Here is a 15,365-nt window from a genome sequence, read left to right as displayed (position 1 = left end):
GTCGGGCGCCTCGATGCCCCGAAAAAGGAAGTCAGAGGAGTTCCATGGGACGCAACATTCGAAAACGCCGTACGCCGCTGGCCACCAAGGCCATAGCCGCATCGGCGGCCCTAGCGCTCGGTGGGGGCGGGCTTGTCTGGGCCAACTTCTATGCTTCGGCACACGAGGACAACTCCGGGTGGAACCGGACGAAGTCCACGAACGCTCGCGTCGCGACGATCAACTGCCCTGATGTCGGCCAGAAGCTGACGAAGGTGCCGCGGAGCGCGCGCAGGGGCGTCGCCAAGGAGCTGGCGCTGCTCGACAAGCAGATCACGGAGGCCTACACGCGTCTCGCCGAGACGCGGCAGGCCCAGGCGGGGGACGCCAACTACGTCGACAACGCCATCCTCGGCCCGCTGAAGTCCAAGCGTGTGGCCACCCTCGACCGGATCGGTATCAACATCAACCGGGCCGGCGGCCAGCGCCCGCGGGGACTCGACCGGTTCGCCCAGTGCCAGGGTGTCCCGGCCGAACAGCCGGAGACGAACGACGGCGACGGTGACGGCCAGAACAACGACGGCCAGGACCAGAACAATGACGGCCAGGACCAGAACAACGACGGTCAGGACCAGGGCCAGGACAACGGCCAGGACAACGGTCTCGACCCCGTACCCGAGGGCAACGGAGGCCAGGCCGGCAACGGTCCGGTGGCTGCCGACTTCGTCAACATCGAGGACGTCCAGCCCAACTCCCGCAACCTCCCGAACGGTCTGGCCGCGAACGGGGACAGCGGTTCGACCGGCTCGTTCACCGCGAAGTGCGGCACGAACGAGAACAACCTGTTCAACACCGACAACCTGATCGTCGCCCCCGGTGTCGGCAACGGCGCGCACCACACGCACGACTACGTCGGCAACCAGGACAACAACGCCTTCTCCAGCGACGAGGACCTCGCGAACGCGGACACCACCTGCCAGAACCAGGCGGACAAGTCCACCTACTACTGGCCGGTGCTCAGGCTTCAGGACGGCTCGAACGAGTTCGACGCCGAGCAGGCCGGCGGTGGGGCCGAGGGCAACGTCGGCACGATCCTGGAGGCCAGCGAGGCGGACATGAGGTTCGTCGGCAACAAGCAGGGCGACGTCGTCGCGATGCCGAAGTTCCTGCGCATCATCACCGGTGACGCCAAGGCCTTCACCAACGGTCTCGCCAACGCCAACACCTCGTTCAGCTGCACCGGCTTCGAGGACCGGCAGGTGACGGACAAGTACGTGATCTGCCCCGAGGGCAGCTCCGTGGTGCGGACGTCCAACTTCCAGAGCTGTTGGGACGGCCAGAACATCGACAGCGCCAACCACCGCACGCACGTCTCCTTCGTGCAGGCGGACGGCAGCTGCGGCAACGGCTTCCAGGCCATCCCCCAGCTCCAGGTCCGCCTGGTCTACGACGTGCAGGCCCCGACCGTCGAGAACGGTCAGGTGCAGAACCCGTACGCCGTGGACGGTTTCCCGGAGCAGTTGCACAAACCGATCACCGACCACAACGACTTCATCAACGTCATGGACGAGGACCTGATGAACCAGGTGGTCCAGTGCATCAACTCCGGCCAGGACTGCCAGTAGCACCTCGCTGAAAAGCCGGCGGTGGGAGATTCCCACCGCCGGCTTTCGCATGCCGGTCCGGTATGTGCGGTCGGCCTTCGCGGCTCACGGAACGGCTCGTGAGCCGCTCCTCTAATGACCGGAGTGGTCGGTCCCGATCTCGATGTCCCCGCCCAGCTTGTCGCGCAGCGACGTCACCACGTCCTCGTCGCCGACGGCGACCCATTTGCGGCCGACGAGGTAGTAACCGCCGTAGTCCTTGGCCGTGTTGATCCACTCTCGCTGGCCGCGGTCGGTGGCGAAGGTGGCGAGGATGTACTTCTCCTTGCCGCTCTTGCAGATGGCCTGGCGGATCTCGTCGGCGTCGGTCTGCATGTTCGGGTCGCACTTGGCCGTAGATGCCAGATGCTCCAGACTGCCGGTCGCCGTCTCGGGCATGTCGGCCGCCTTGTCGCCGCCGGCGCCACAGCCGGCCAGCGCGAGCACTGCCACCGCGCCGGTCAGGGCGAGCATCGGTCGGGTCAATGTCATCTGTTCCTCCGGTCCATGCCGCACGGAGCCCTGGCAGGGGCCCTTGTCTCCCATACGGCTGTGGCGGGCGATGCGCTCAAACAGCAGGCTCTCATGGGCACGGGTGTGCGAGTGTGGGCCGGGTGAACCAGGACTGGGAAGACCGCGTGGCCGCCGCATGGGCGTCCTTCGACACCTACGCCGAGGCGGAGGCGGCCGACTTCCGCGCCGTCGTCGACGCCCTCGTCGCCGAACTGCCCGACCGCAGCCCGCTCGGGCCGTTCGAGCAGGCCTGCGCGTGGGACTCGACAGGCCGCCCGGACAAGGCGGTGCCGCTGTACCGGGAGGCCCTGAAGCTCGGGCTGAGCGGCTACAAGGGGCGGCGGGCCAAGATCCAGCTGTCCAGCTCGCTGCGGAACATCGGCAAGGCCGAGGAGGGGGTCGCGCTGCTGACGCCGGAGCTGGACGCGGCCCCGGACGAACTGGACGACGCGGTGCGGGCGACGCTGGCGCTGTGTCTGTCGAGTCTCGGGCGGGACCGGGAGGGGCTGTCGCTGGTGCTGGGTGCGCTTGCCGCGCATTTGCCCCGATATCAGCGCTCCATGGCGCATTACGCTCGGGCGCTGGTGGCCACGCCGTAGGAATGGCCGGGATTGCTTCTTCGGCGTCTGCGGGTGCTTGCGGCTGCTCGCGCAGTTCCCCGCACCCCTTGGCGGCGCTGCCGCACCGTGGTCTGTGCGCCTCGGGATGTGCCGCGGCAGGCCGTCGGGCGTCTGCGGGACCGTCGCGGTCGATCGCGCAGCTCCCCGCGCCCCTGACCGGCTCCGCCGGAACCGCGGGTGGTGACTTACCGTCCATTCGCTCGTTCTGCTGAACGTGCAGTCACAGGATGTCGCCCCGCGCCCCGCACCCGAGTCCGTCGATCCGGTCGTCGACCTCGAACGGGCCGAGGCCGCGCTCGTCGAGCACTACCCGCGGCTGGTCCGGCTCGCCTACCTGGTGCTGCCGCCGAGCCTCGGGCGCAACCGGCGCGTGGTGACCGCGCACTCCCTCACCCAGCGCGCGCTGCCCCGCGGCCGGACGGCGGCGACTCCCGTGATCCCGGCGCAGTCGACCGGCCGCGACAGCGACCCCGGGTACGCCTTCCTGCGGCTGCGCGTGCTGCGCACGGCGCTGGAGGCGGGCTGGACGCTCAAGCGCGCGGCCTGGCCCAAGCGCTCCCAACTGCCGCCCCTGCTGCCCCAGGTCTGGGGTCTGCGCCTCTTCCCCCGGTCGGGCGGCGCCGACGAACTCGCCCTGGACCAGCGGCTGTCGGCGCTGTCCGGCCCGGCACGGGCGGCGTACGTCCTGCGCGGCCTGGAGAAGCTCCCGGACGGTGACGTACGCGAGGTGCTGACCGCGGCCGGCGTCGGGGACGCGGACGACGCGCTGGAGGAGGCCGACGCCGTACCGGCGCAGTACGCGCTGCTCGACTCCCCCGAGTTCGACCCCTGCTCGCTCCAGGCCCGGCCCACCGATCTGATGCGGCGCAGGCAGCATCTGCGGGCCGCGCTCGCCGCCGGGGCCGCCCTGCTCGTGTGCGGGGCGCTGCTCGGGCTGCCCGGCGAGGGCTGGGCCCCCGACGGTCCCGCCGCGCCCTCGTACGCGCAGAACCCGGCGGCCGAGGCCGCTCTCGACCCGGCCCAGCTGACCAAGGTCCCGGCGCTGGCCTGGCAGTCCGCCACCCGCACCGACTTCTCCGTGTGGCCGGCGCGCGGCGACCTCACCGGCGACTCGGCCCTGCTGCGCCGCGCCCTCGCCGTGTGGGCCCGCCCCGGCGCGACGGTCACCGTCTCGGCCACCCCCGGCACCCCGGCGGGCGGCCCGCCCGGCGCACCGCAGCTGCTGTACGCGGGGACGGTCGACACCGCGCGCGTGGTGATCCTCTACGACGGTCTGCGCATCGCCCGCTATGCCGAGCCGACGGACGGCACGGCCGGCGCCGCCCTGGACTTCTCCCGGGTCGACGGCGCGGGCCGGGCGGAGGCGAGCGCGGTGGTGCTGAGCCGGGCCGACGGCAATGTCCGCTATCTGCTGGCGCCCTGGGTGAAGGAGGCGGCGGAGCGGGACCTGCTGAAGCCGGGTGCCGGGGCGATGGATCTCGGGGTGCGGGACGGCATCACCTCGCCGCTGTCCAGCCCGATCCGCCAGCAGACCGGGGCGTGCTCGTCGTGGAACGTCCTTCAGGTGACCGACAGCTCGGGCACACGGCTGCTGACCGACCTCGCCGAACTGGTGCCGGCCCGGCTCACCACGGGCCGTCCCGGGGCGGCCGAGGACGTGACCGGGGCGAAGGCGCTGCACACGTGGGCGCCGTACTCCTGCTGGCTCGGCGCGATGCGCTCGGCGGGCGTGCGCTCGGTGAACGCCTGGTCGTTCGCCGCGCAGCCGCTGCCCGACGGCACCGGTGCGGCGGACTGGGTGTGCACCCGCGCCGAGACCTGGCGGGGCGGCGGTGAGCGGGTGCTGGCGCAGTTCCGCACGCCGGGCTCGAAGCTCGGGGCGGTGGCGGCGAAGGCGCAGAACGTTCCGGCGTGCGGAGCGCGTGACCCGCATGTGCTGGCCGGGGTGCTGTGGAAGGCGAAGGCGGGCGGCTGGTACCTGCTGGCGGCCGGCACCGCCGACACCGCGTCGATCACCGCGACGGGCGGGGTCCGCGGCACCGCGCGGAACAACCTCCTGGCCACCGAGGCGAAGCAGGGCGCCCAGGCCAAGCTGAAGGGCACGCTGAACAGCGGCCGCGTGATCAACGGGCTCCAGTGAGACCGGGGCGCCCCGGTGCGACACGGGAACCCGCCCTGCTGACGGAAATGTAAATAAGGGCGTGCAGGAGGGTTCACCAGAGCCCTACCCGTCAGTACATTGACGCCATGTCTAACACGCCGGACCGCGTGCCCCTCAAGGCCCGCAAGGTGTCCTTCTCCTGGGACGACACCCCGCTGCACTGGGTGCCGGGGGACCCGTTCAGCACGCACACCATCAACGTGCTGCATCTGCTGCTGCCGGCCGGTGAGCGCTGGTTCGTGCACGTCTACAAGCAGGTGCTGCCGTACATACGCGACGATCAGCTGCGCGAGGACGTGCTCGGGTTCATCGGGCAGGAGGCGATGCACTCGCAGGCCCACGACGAGGTGCTGCCGCATCTGCGGGAGCAGGGGCTCGATCCGACGCCGTACACCGCGCAGGTCGACTGGCTCTTCGAGAAGCTGCTGGGCGACCGTACGCTGCCGCCGGGCCGGGCCCGCCGCTGGTGGCTGATGGAGCGCGTGGCGCTGATCGCCGCCATCGAGCACTACACCGCCTTCCTCGGCGACTGGGTGCTGGGCGCCGAGGAGCTGGACCGCCGCGGCGCCGACCCGACCATGCTGGACCTGCTGCGCTGGCACGGCGCCGAGGAGGTCGAGCACCGCTCGGTCGCCTTCGATCTGTTCATGCACGTCGACGGCGGCTACCGGCGCCGGGTGCGGACCTGGGCGACCGCGTTCACGGCCCTGGTCTTCCTCTGGCAGCGCGGGGCGCGGTTCTTCATGGAGAACGACCCGACGCTGATCGACGGCCGCGCCACCTTCAAGGACTTCTACATCCGGGGCCGGCACGGCACGCTGCCCGCGACCGGGGAGATGCTCAAGTCCATCCCGCGGTACCTGAGCCGCGCGTACCACCCCTCGCACGAGGGCTCCACCGAGCGGGCCGTCGCCTATCTGGCCTCCTCCCCCGCCGCTCTGGCCGCCGCGAGGGCCGAGCAGTCCGCGAAGGGTGCCGCCTGATGCCGAAGCTCCGCACCGTGGCCGTCGTCGCCGGTACCGCCCTGCTCGTCCGGCGGGCGATGCGGCGCCGTGTCCGGACCTCGCCGCTGTGGCCGATGCCCGCCCTGCAGGAGCCGGTCTCGGGGCGGCCGCGCTCGCGGGCGCTGCGCGTGCTGGTGGCCGCGCGCGAGGAGGTCGCCGAGGGGGTCGTACAACTCCGGCTGGAGGGGCACGATCTGCCGGGCTGGGAGCCCGGCGCGCATCTCGACCTCGTGCTGCCGTCGGGCCTCGTGCGGCAGTACTCGCTGTGCGGCGACCCGGAGGACGACTCGTCGTACACCGTGGCGACCCGGCTGGTGCCGGACGGGCGGGGCGGCTCGCGCGAGGTGCACGAGCAGATCCGGGCGGGCATGGAGCTGGAGGTGCGGGGGCCGCGGAACCGGTTCCCGCTCGTCGAGGCGGAGTCGTACGTCTTCGTCGCGGGCGGCATCGGGATCACGCCCGTCCTGCCGATGCTGCGGGCGCTGCCGGACGGCGTGGAGTGGCGGCTGCTGTACTGCGGGCGGGACCGGGCGTCGATGCCGTTCCTGGAGGACATCGGGAAGCTGGGCCGGATGGGGGTCCCCCCGCTCGAGCGAAGCCGAGAGTGGGGAAGGGTGACGGTCGTGGAGGGGCCGGCGGACCTCGACGGGTTCCTCGCGGACGTGCCCGAGGGCGCCGCCGTCTACTGCTGCGGCCCTGAAGGGCTGATGGCCGCGGTGGAGGAGCGCGTCCCGCGGGTCCGGCTGGAGCGGTTCGCGCCCCGCGCCTCGGGCGGGGACGCCTTCGAGGTCGAACTGCGCCGCAGCGGAAGGACGTTGAGCGTCGCCGCCGACTCGACCGTACTGGCCGCGGTGCGCGCCGAGTTGCCGGACACCCTGTACTCCTGCGAGCAGGGTTTCTGCGGGACCTGCCAACAGCGGGTGCTGGAGGGCGAGGTCGACCACCGGGACGAACTGCTGACCGACGCGGAGCGCGCCGACTCCATGCTGATCTGCGTGTCCCGGGCCCGGGGTGATCGACTCGTACTGGACATGTGAACGTCCATGGTCGGTCCGGTCCGTTCGGGGCCGGAATCGATCGGTAAGGTGTTCGCATGACTACCGGGGTGCGGCGAAGGATGGGCGTCGAGGAGCGACGGCAGCAGTTGATCGGCGTCGCTCTCGACCTGTTCAGCCGGCGCTCGCCCGACGCTGTCTCCATCGACGAGATAGCGTCGGCCGCCGGCATCTCGCGCCCGCTGGTCTACCACTACTTCCCCGGCAAACTCAGCTTGTACGAAGCCGCGTTGAAGCGTGCCTCGGAGGATCTCGCGGGCCGCTTCGTCGAACCGCACGAGGGGCCGCTGGGGGCGCGGCTGCTGCGGGTGATGCGGCGGTTCTTCGACTTCGTCGACGAGCACGGCCCCGGTTTCTCGGCGCTGATGCGCGGCGGCCCGGCCGTCGGCTCCTCGGCGACCAACGCGCTCATCGACTCCGTGCGGCAGGCCGCGTATGTCCAGATCCTTTCGCATCTGGGCGTGCAGGATCCGCCCGCGCGGCTGGAACTGGTCGTCCGCTCCTGGATCTCGCTCGCCGAGTCGACGGCGCTGATCTGGCTGGACGGCCGGCGCATCCCGCGCGGCGAGCTGGAGGTCCAGCTCGTGCACGACTTCGCCGCGCTGGCCGCCGTCAGCGCCGCTCAGGACGAGGAGATGGGCACGCTGCTGCGCGGCATGCTCAAGGACGAGCCGGCCGACGGCCCGTTCGCGGACCTGGTCACCCGGCTGATCTCGCTGGCGTCCTAGACAGCCCTACCTAGCGCTCGAACTTGCGGTACGACGGGTCGAGGTCGCGGATCTCGGCGGAGGCGTGCAGCACGATGCCGTCGTCCTCGATGTGTCCCCGCAGCAGTTCCAGGACCGTCTCGGTGAGCTTCGCCTTGGTCTCGTCGCTGCGGCCGGCGAGCAGGCCGAGGGTCACGTGGACGACCGCGTGGCGCTGCTCCTCGGGGTCCTCGTAGCCGAAGGCAGTGAAGTCGCCAGGCCGGAACTGCGTCTTGCACGCCTCGGGCTTGGCCGCCGCGATCTCGACGGTCGCGGTGTGCAGGTCGCGGGCGAAGGCGGCCCGGTCGAAGGAGATCGTCTTCGAGTGGTCGACGGTGATCTGCGGCATGAGCACTCCTGTTCTACGTCGGCAGCGCTCACCCTAACCGCAGCGCCAGCAACGCGATGTCGTCCTCCCTGTCCTGCCCGAAGCAGCCCAGCAGGGTGTCGCACAGCGCGTCGAGGCCGGGCGGTGCCCCCGCGGCGGCCGTGCGCAGCTGCTCCATGGAGGTGGACAGGTCGATGCCGCGGGTCTCGATGAGTCCGTCGGTGACCATGAGGAGCCGGTCCTCCCGGTTCAGCACCAGTTCGCTCGGCTCGGGCCTTTCGAGGGCGAGCCCGAGCAGCGGACCGCCCACGTCCACGTACTCGGCCCTGCCCTCCGCCCGCACGACCACCGGCGGAATGTGGCCCGCGTTCGCGATCCGGACCCGCCCGGTGCCGGGGTCGACCAGGACCAGGCAGACCGTGGCAGTGACCTCCGGGTGGTAGTGCAGCAGCATCCGGTCGAGCCGTTCGGCAAGGGCCCGCGGATCGCTCTCCTCGACGCAGTAGGCGCGCAGCGCGTGGCGGATCTCGACCATGACGGTGGCCGCGTCCAGTGAGTGCCCCACGACGTCCCCGACCGCGGTGAGCACGCCGTCGCGGGTGGGCAGGGCGGCGTAGAAGTCCCCGCCGATCTCGGTCTGGCGGGAGGCGGGCACGTACCGGACGACGAGGCCGACACCCGGCAGGTCGGGCAGCCGGTGCGGTTGGGGCAGGAAGCTGTGCTGGAGCGTGAGGGCGACTTCCCGCTCCGCTTGGTACATCAGGAGTGGTTCGGCCGCGAGTGCGGTGGCTTGCGCGAGACGCGCCACGAGGAGCGCCACCGGGGGTGCCACGTCATGCCGTCGCGTGTCCGCGGGTCCGTTGCGGCTGGTCGCGCAGTTCCCCGCGCCCCTTCGGGACGCTGCGGAGGCCGGTGTTGCCACGCCGACCCGGACCCGGCCCTCCTTGGCCGAAGCCAGCACCAGGTGGAGGGCGTCCTGGGTGCCGGGACGGAAGAGGCCCGTCGGGCACAGGGGTGCCGGGACCACGGTGCTGTGCACGCCGGCGCGCCCCACGGTGCGGCACTCCGCGAGCCGAGTGATCAACCGCGTGGCGTCGGGAAGTGCGAGCCTGCTGCGAGACGTCCCGCAATGGGTCTCCCCGTCCGGGCCGATGACGAAGACCACCGCGGGCGTGCCCGAGAGCCGGTCCGCGCCCGACGCGGCCGCATCAGCCAGATCACCCGGGCAGCGTGCGGTCTGCACGGTGATGATGGCCTGGGACAGCAGCGTCAGCCGGCGGGCGAGTGCCTCGGCGTCGGTGCGCCGGCGCGCCCTGCGGACCGCCGCGTGGACGACCGCCTGGATCTCCCTCGGCTCGGCCGGCACGGGCAGGAACGCGTCGGCGCCCGCGTCCAGTCCCCGGCACCGGTCCTTCGCGTCCACGGCCGTCGCGGAGAAGTGGACGACGGGCAGCGCGGCCGTGGACGGCATGGACTTGACCCGGCGGCACAGTTCGAAGCCGCTCATGTCCGGCAGTCCGACGTTGACGAGGGCCACGTCCGGCAGGGCGCCCGCTCTCAGCCGTACGTCCAGTTCGCTCAGTGCCTCGCCCGCGCTGGCGACCGGTACGACATGGTGGCCCGCGCTGCGCAGCACCGCGCCCATGGCGATGGGGGTCCCCCCGCGCGAGCGAAGCCGAGCGTGGGGGAGGTTGGTCGGGACGTCGTCGACGACCATCACGGTCGTGCCCGACTGCTTGACGTCATTGTTCATCCGCGGCAGCCCTCGGATACGAGTGGGGCGGACCCGGTGACCGGGCCCGCCCCACTCAAGCTAGTGCCGTATCAGAGGGATCGGGTGAAGACCGCGACAGTACGCCCCGGAACGGCGAACGTGCCCGATTTCCCGTCGAAGGAGGCGGACTTGACGATAGGGTCCGCGCCCGAGCTCTGCACCGGGTGCAACCGGTACCCGTCGCCGGTGAGTGACGCCACGCGCTGCTCCTGCCGCTCCGGCGTCGCGTTGAAGACGACGACGAGGTCACCGAGCCGCATGGTGATCACGCCGGGCGTCTCCTCCTTGCCGGACAGCGGGAAGGAGAGCTTCGACTGCACCTGCTCGGCGGTGTCGAGGGAGAAGGTGCTCTCCGTCGAACGGATGCGCAGCAGGTCGCGATAGGCCGCCGACGCGCCGTCGATCTGCTCGCAGCCGACCTTCACGGTGCCGAGCAGCGGCCCCGCGTACGGCCACTTGGAGGCGTTGTCGGCCGCCGGCGGCAGCCCCCGCCCGAAGCCGTTGCCGTCGGCGCAGTTCCAGTGGATGGCGTTGAACCAGTCGCCGCTGTCGTAGGAGTTGCGGTCCAGCGACTTGGAGCGCAACAGGTCGGTGCCGGCCTGGGAGAGTGCCGGGCCCTGCGACAGGGTCGCGGTGGCCATGGCGAGGACCTGCATCCGGGCGCGGTCGGCCGCGCTCGTCGTCGCGGGCAGCTTGTACGTCAGCGCGTCGAACAGAGACTCGTTGTCGTGCGCGTCCGCGTAGGCGAGGGCGTCGCCGGGGGCGGCCGCGTAGCCGGCGGGTGCGCCGTTGTAGTCGACCTCGGAGCCCTTGACCTCCTTGCCGTCGGTGTCGGTGAAGCGGTAGTCGGCGAGGTTGCCGGACAGCCCGACCTTGATCAGGTCCTGGTAGTGCAGCAGGCGTGCCTTCTGCTCCGCCTCGGTGCCGTTGTTCTCCGAGGAGTTGGGCTCGGTGTACAGCCCGGACGCGAAGCCCTGGACGCCCGGGTCCTCGTCGAAGGGGCCGCCGCCGCGCACCGCGTCACGGGCCCGGTCGGAGAAGGTGGCGATGCCGGTGCCGGCCATGTTCTTCTGCGTGGCCTGGACGAACCGGGCGTCGTCGGCGACCTCGCCGAAGTTCCAGCCCTCGCCGTACAGGATGATCTTCTTGCCGTCGACGCCGTCCTTGGCGAGGGTCAGCGCGTCCAGGGCCCCCCGGACCGCCAGGATGTTGGCCTTCGGGTGGTGGCCCATGAGGTCGAAGCGGAAGCCGTCGACCTTGTACTTCTTGGCCCAGGTGACGATGGAGTCGACGACCAGCTTGCCCATCATGGCGTTCTCGGTCGCGGTGTTGGCGCAGCAGGTGCTGTTCGCGACCGAGCCGTCGGGCAGGAGCCGCTGGTAGTACCCGGGGACGATGCGGTCCAGGACGCTGGTGTCCGCCTGGCCGGCGGCCGCCGTGTGGTTGTAGACGACGTCCATGACGACGCGCAGGCCGTCCTCGTTCAGCGCCTTGACCATCTTGCGGAACTCGACGGTACGCGCGGTGCCGTCCGGGTCGGAGGCGTAGGAGCCCTCCGGGACGGTGTAGTGGTACGGGTCGTAGCCCCAGTTGTAGGCGTCCTTCGCGGCGGTCTTCGCCACGCACTCCTGCTGCTTGTCGGAGTCGGCCGGGAAGGAGGCCAGGTCGCAGTCGGGGCTCTCCTGGTCGGACTTCCTCTCGGGGATGGTGGCGATGTCGAAGGCCGGCAGCAGATGGACGTACGACGTGCCCGCCTCGGCCAGCTTCCTCAGGTGCTTGGAGCCGTCGCTGAGCTTGTCGGTGAAGGCGAGGTAGGTGCCCTTGTCCTGCGCGGGCACCGTCTTGTCCGCCACCGAGAAGTCCCGCACGTGCAGTTCCTGGATCTGCGCGTCCTTCAGCGGCACGGCCCTGGGCTTGGTGTAGGTGGACCAGCCGCCGGGCGCCAGGGTCCGGTCGTCGAGGTCGACGAGGAGGCTGCGCTCGGAGTTCGCGGTGAGGGCGACCGAGTAGGGGTCGGTGACCTTGTTGGTGACGACCTTGCGGACGCTGGGCGCCCATACCTTCACGACGTACCGGTACGGCTTGTTCTTCCAGGACCTGGAGCCGGTCACGGACCAGACGCCGGTGCTGTCGCCGCGCTTCATGGCGACGGTGGAGTCGCCGATCTCCAGCTTCACGGACTGTGCCGTGGGCGCCCAGACGGACAAGGTCGGACGGCCCTTGTCGAAGACCGGTCCGAGGTCCGCCTTCGTCGCGGCGGGGTACAGGTCGTCGAGGACGCCGGCGATCTGGACACCGGTCGCGGCGAGCACGGCGCCGCCCACGGCACGCTGGGAGGCCACGACCTGACCGTTCAGGGCCTCGCGGACCCGGTCGCGGTCGCGTGGGTCGACGGTCCAGGCGGTGTAGTCCCTCAGGTGCGGGAACTTCGCCTTCTGGGCGTCGGTGAGAGAGCTCTTGGACAGCCGCAGCCACTTGGCGTCGCCGGTCAGCGCGCCGTCCCGCACGGCGATGTCGCCGTCGCGGCTGTACAGCAGCTGGGTGGAGGCGGCGGCCTCGGAGCCGTTCCAGGCGAGGGTGTTCCGGTCGATCCAGACCGCCTTGGAGGTGGTCAGGTCGAGCGCGGCCGCGGACCCGGCCGGCTGCGGGAGCAGGTACTTCTCCTGGCCGCTCAACAGCCACACCTCGTGGCCGTTCGCCGTGAGGTCGAGCGACTGGTCGGCGGGCAGGTCCTTCTCGTCGCCCTTGTGGAGGATGTAGCTGAGGCTGGTGGCACCGTCGGTGAGCGGTACCTCGAAGACCGCACCATAGCTGTCAGTCTTCACCGGCTTCAGGGGGTTCGACCACTCGGTGGGGTTCGCGGCACCCGTCCAGGTGTGCAGTCCCCAGCCGTCGTAGTTGCCGTCGGCGCGGTGGTAGTGCAGGACGGCCTTGGACTTGTCCGGTGCCGGGTAGTCGGCGGCCGGCTTCTCGGTGAGTACGGCCTCCTTGCCCTGCTCGACCCAGATCTCGCCGGTCTTGGTGACGTCGATCGTGCGGTCGGTGGGGACGTCCTTGTTGCCGTTCTTGTCGATGACGAGGTAGCCGACGGACGAGGCGCCCGGCTTCAGCTTGACGTAGGCGAAGGCGCCGTAGGAGTCACGGCCGGTGAAGGGGTGGCTGTCCGGCCAGGTGGTGGACTCGCCCTCCGCGATGTCGCCCCAGGCGTACACGCCCCAGTTCGCGTAGTCGCCGTCGGCGCGCTGGTAGTGGACGACCGCGTAGTCGCGGGAGGAGGCGATGGGGGTCTCCGGCGCGGGCGGGGTGCCCGTCGTGGAGGCCGCCGTGGCGCTCTTCGTGCGGCCCGCCGAGTCGATCACGACGGCCTTGTAGCGCAGGGCGGTGCCGGCGGGTACGTCCTCGCCGATGACCTGGGTGACCTTGTACGGGGCGTGGTCTGCGGAGCCGAGCGTCTTCCACTTGCCGCCGCCGACCTGGGCGGCGAAGACGACGCGGTTGAGCTGTCCGCCGTCGACGCCGGCGTCGATCTCGACGGTGCCGGTGGCTCCGGCGGCCGGTCCCTTCAGGGTGATCGTCGGCGCGGTGGCGGGCCTGGCGAGCTTGCCGGCCGCCTTGTAGACGACGGCCGAACCGGCCGGGACGGTGACGGTGACCTTCTTGTCGGCGCCGCTCTTCAGGGAGCCGTCGGTGCCGTGGATCGCCTTGAAGGTCATTCCGGCCGAACCGGTCGCGAAGGTCGCCGTCTTCGCGTCGCCCGCGTTGTTGAACGCGACGACGTACTCCCTACCCGTCTTCGCGTCGGTGCGGGAGAAGGCGTAGACGCCGGCGCCGTCGGCCGCGTAGCGCTCGGTCTGGACGCCGTCGGCGAGGGCCGGGTTGGCCTTGCGGAGCTGCGAGAGGGCGCTGATCTGCCGGTAGAGCGGGGCCTTGGTGTCGTAGGCGTCGTCGGCGTGGGTGCGGTCGGTGCCGAGCTGGTCGTCGTCGAGGTAGTCGGCGGTCTTCGAGGCGAACAGGGTCTGGCGGGCGTCCTTGTCGCCGCCGGAGCCGGTGAAGCCCTGTTCGTCGCCGTAGTAGACGACCGGGTTGCCGCGGCTGAGGAACATCAGCTCGTTGGCGAGCTTCGCCTTCTTCACCAGCTCGGCGTCCGTGGCCTTCGGGTTGTCCTGGTTCAGGAAGTACCCGATGCGGCCCATGTCGTGGTTGCCGAGGAAGGTGACCTGCTCGTAGGCGTTGGCCTTGTCGGTCGTGTACTTGTAGTCGTCGCCGAGGACGGCCGCGAGCCTGCCCGCGCCGGCGCCCTGGGAGGCGTACTGCCGTGCGGCTTCCTGGAAGGGGAAGTCGAGGGTGGCGTCGAGGCGGCCCTCGGTGACGTACGGCGAGGTGATGGAGGTGTCGGCGGAGTAGACCTCGCCGAACATGAAGAAGTCGTCACGGCCCCGCTTGGCGGCGTAGGAGTCGAGGGCCGTGGCCCACTGGGTCCAGAACTCCATGTTGACGTGCTTCACGGTGTCGATCCGGAAGCCGTCGATGTCGAAGTCCCGCACCCAGCGCTGATAGATCTTCTCCATGCCGCCGACGACCTCGGGACGCTCGGTCCACAGGTCGTCGAGCCCGGAGAAGTCGCCCTGGGCGGAGCTCTCGCCGGCGAAGGTCGAATCCCCCCGGTTGTGGTACATCGTCGGGTCGTTGAGCCAGGACGGGACCTTGGTGTTCTTCTTCGCGGCGGGCACGGTGGGCGTGCGCGGGAAGGAGTCCTTGTCGACGGCCGGGAAGGCGGACTTTCCGTCCGCGTAGTCGGCGTCGTCGAAGGGCTTGCCGTCCTTGGTCAGGTACGGGAAGGCGCCCTTGGCGAGGTAGCCGTAGGACTTCTCCTCGTAGTCGACGACGTCCGCCGTGTGGTTGGTGATGACGTCGAAGAAGACCTTCATGCCCTTGGCGTGCGCCTTGGAGATGAGGGTTTCGAGGTCCTTGTTCGTCCCGAAGTGCGGGTCGACCTGGGTGAAGTCGGTGATCCAGTACCCGTGGTAGGCGGCGGAGGCGTCGCTCCCCGTGCCCTGCACGGGCTGGTTCTTGAAGATCGGCGCCATCCAGATGGCGGTGGTGCCGAGGCCCTTGATGTAGTCGAGGCGCTTCGTCAGGCCCTTCAGGTCGCCGCCCTGGTAGAAACCCTTGTCGGTGGGGTCGTACCCGGTGGACAGGCGGGAACCGGTCAGGCCACCCTTGTCGTTGCCGGTGTCACCGTTGGCGAAACGGTCCGGCAGAACGAAGTAGAACTGGTCGCGGGTGGCGTCGTGCCGGGCCGGCTCCGCGGCGAGCCTGGCGTCGGAGGGAGGCGGGGGCGGTGTGTCGGCCCGCGCCGCGAGGGGCTGGACGAGCGCTGCGGCCAGCGCGGTCACGGTGACCGCAGCGACCCGTCCGGCATGGGCGGTTCGGCGCCTCGACGGCGTCGGCCATCTCGGTATCACAGATGGGCTCCTTGCGATTACGGCTCTTTGGGTCCGACCCCGCGCGACCGTATCGCCGCCGCAACACTTACAGCAAG

Annotated in this window: 10 protein-coding genes; 6 read left to right on the top strand and 4 right to left on the bottom strand. The window is 70.7% G+C overall.

Translation table 11 applies throughout. From position 1 onward, the window contains the following. Nucleotides 1-44: 44 nt before the first annotated feature. Nucleotides 45-1,604 (top strand): DUF1996 domain-containing protein, encoded by a 1,560-nt coding sequence (locus tag AC3ETA_RS25960; protein ID WP_432195310.1) that lies wholly within the window; start codon nt 45-47, stop codon nt 1,602-1,604. A gap of 111 nt (nt 1,605-1,715) precedes the next feature. Here the strand turns inward: AC3ETA_RS25960 and AC3ETA_RS25955 are convergent, their stop codons facing one another. Beyond that, nucleotides 1,716-2,114 carry a hypothetical protein gene (locus AC3ETA_RS25955; RefSeq protein ID WP_432195309.1) on the bottom strand — a complete coding sequence of 133 codons (399 nt, stop codon included), beginning with the start codon at nt 2,112-2,114 and terminating at the stop codon, nt 1,716-1,718. A 122-nt stretch (nt 2,115-2,236) separates the two neighbouring features. On the opposite strand from AC3ETA_RS25955, the gene AC3ETA_RS25950 reads away from it, so the two are divergent. From AC3ETA_RS25950 to AC3ETA_RS25930, 5 genes are all read left to right on the top strand, one after another. Continuing rightward, nucleotides 2,237-2,734: a tetratricopeptide repeat protein gene (locus AC3ETA_RS25950; protein WP_432195308.1), complete on the top strand. Its 498-nt coding sequence runs from the start codon at nt 2,237-2,239 to the stop codon at nt 2,732-2,734. A gap of 235 nt (nt 2,735-2,969) precedes the next feature. Then, entirely contained in the window at nt 2,970-4,895 is a 1,926-nt protein-coding gene (locus AC3ETA_RS25945) for a hypothetical protein (RefSeq protein WP_432195307.1), read from the top strand. A gap of 107 nt (nt 4,896-5,002) precedes the next feature. Next, nucleotides 5,003-5,899: a metal-dependent hydrolase gene (locus AC3ETA_RS25940; RefSeq protein WP_432195306.1), complete on the top strand. Its 897-nt coding sequence runs from the start codon at nt 5,003-5,005 to the stop codon at nt 5,897-5,899. Then, a complete protein-coding gene (locus AC3ETA_RS25935) occupies nt 5,899-6,957 on the top strand; it encodes a PDR/VanB family oxidoreductase (RefSeq protein ID WP_432195305.1) in 1,059 nt (352 codons plus the stop codon). Before AC3ETA_RS25940 ends, AC3ETA_RS25935 begins: the two co-directional genes overlap by 1 nt. A 56-nt stretch (nt 6,958-7,013) precedes the next feature. Then, the gene (locus AC3ETA_RS25930) at nt 7,014-7,703 is read left to right on the top strand and encodes a TetR/AcrR family transcriptional regulator (RefSeq protein ID WP_432195304.1); all 690 of its coding nucleotides are present in this window, start codon (nt 7,014-7,016) and stop codon (nt 7,701-7,703) included. Nucleotides 7,704-7,713: 10 nt separating this feature from the next. Here the strand turns inward: AC3ETA_RS25930 and AC3ETA_RS25925 are convergent, their stop codons facing one another. The 3 genes from AC3ETA_RS25925 to pulA all read right to left on the bottom strand — a co-directional run bounded on the left by AC3ETA_RS25925 (nt 7,714) and on the right by pulA (nt 15,288). Next, entirely contained in the window at nt 7,714-8,070 is a 357-nt protein-coding gene (locus AC3ETA_RS25925) for a 5-carboxymethyl-2-hydroxymuconate Delta-isomerase (RefSeq protein WP_359096750.1), read from the bottom strand. Between the two features lie 28 nt (nt 8,071-8,098). Next, on the bottom strand, nt 8,099-9,802 hold the full coding sequence (locus tag AC3ETA_RS25920) for a SpoIIE family protein phosphatase (protein ID WP_432195303.1): 1,704 nt from the start codon (nt 9,800-9,802) through the stop codon (nt 8,099-8,101). A 71-nt stretch (nt 9,803-9,873) separates the two neighbouring features. Further along, a complete protein-coding gene (pulA, locus tag AC3ETA_RS25915) occupies nt 9,874-15,288 on the bottom strand; it encodes a pullulanase-type alpha-1,6-glucosidase (RefSeq protein ID WP_432195302.1) in 5,415 nt (1,804 codons plus the stop codon). Nucleotides 15,289-15,365: the final 77 nt, after the last annotated feature.

It is taken from the genome of Streptomyces sp. bgisy027 (assembly GCF_057710365.1).
Note: the sequence above shows the minus strand (reverse complement) of the source record. Positions and strands in the feature narration are given on the sequence as shown.

What these genes read in the sequence shown, in the direction of transcription:
- AC3ETA_RS25960 (WP_432195310.1), top strand. Translation starts at nt 45, where the DNA reads ATGGGACGCAACATTCGAAAACGCCGTACGCCGCTGGCCACCAAGGCC.
- AC3ETA_RS25955 (WP_432195309.1), bottom strand. Translation starts at nt 2,114, where the DNA reads ATGACATTGACCCGACCGATGCTCGCCCTGACCGGCGCGGTGGCAGTG.
- AC3ETA_RS25940 (WP_432195306.1), top strand. Translation starts at nt 5,003, where the DNA reads ATGTCTAACACGCCGGACCGCGTGCCCCTCAAGGCCCGCAAGGTGTCC.
- AC3ETA_RS25935 (WP_432195305.1), top strand. Translation starts at nt 5,899, where the DNA reads ATGCCGAAGCTCCGCACCGTGGCCGTCGTCGCCGGTACCGCCCTGCTC.
- AC3ETA_RS25930 (WP_432195304.1), top strand. Translation starts at nt 7,014, where the DNA reads ATGACTACCGGGGTGCGGCGAAGGATGGGCGTCGAGGAGCGACGGCAG.
- AC3ETA_RS25925 (WP_359096750.1), bottom strand. Translation starts at nt 8,070, where the DNA reads ATGCCGCAGATCACCGTCGACCACTCGAAGACGATCTCCTTCGACCGG.
- AC3ETA_RS25920 (WP_432195303.1), bottom strand. Translation starts at nt 9,802, where the DNA reads ATGAACAATGACGTCAAGCAGTCGGGCACGACCGTGATGGTCGTCGAC.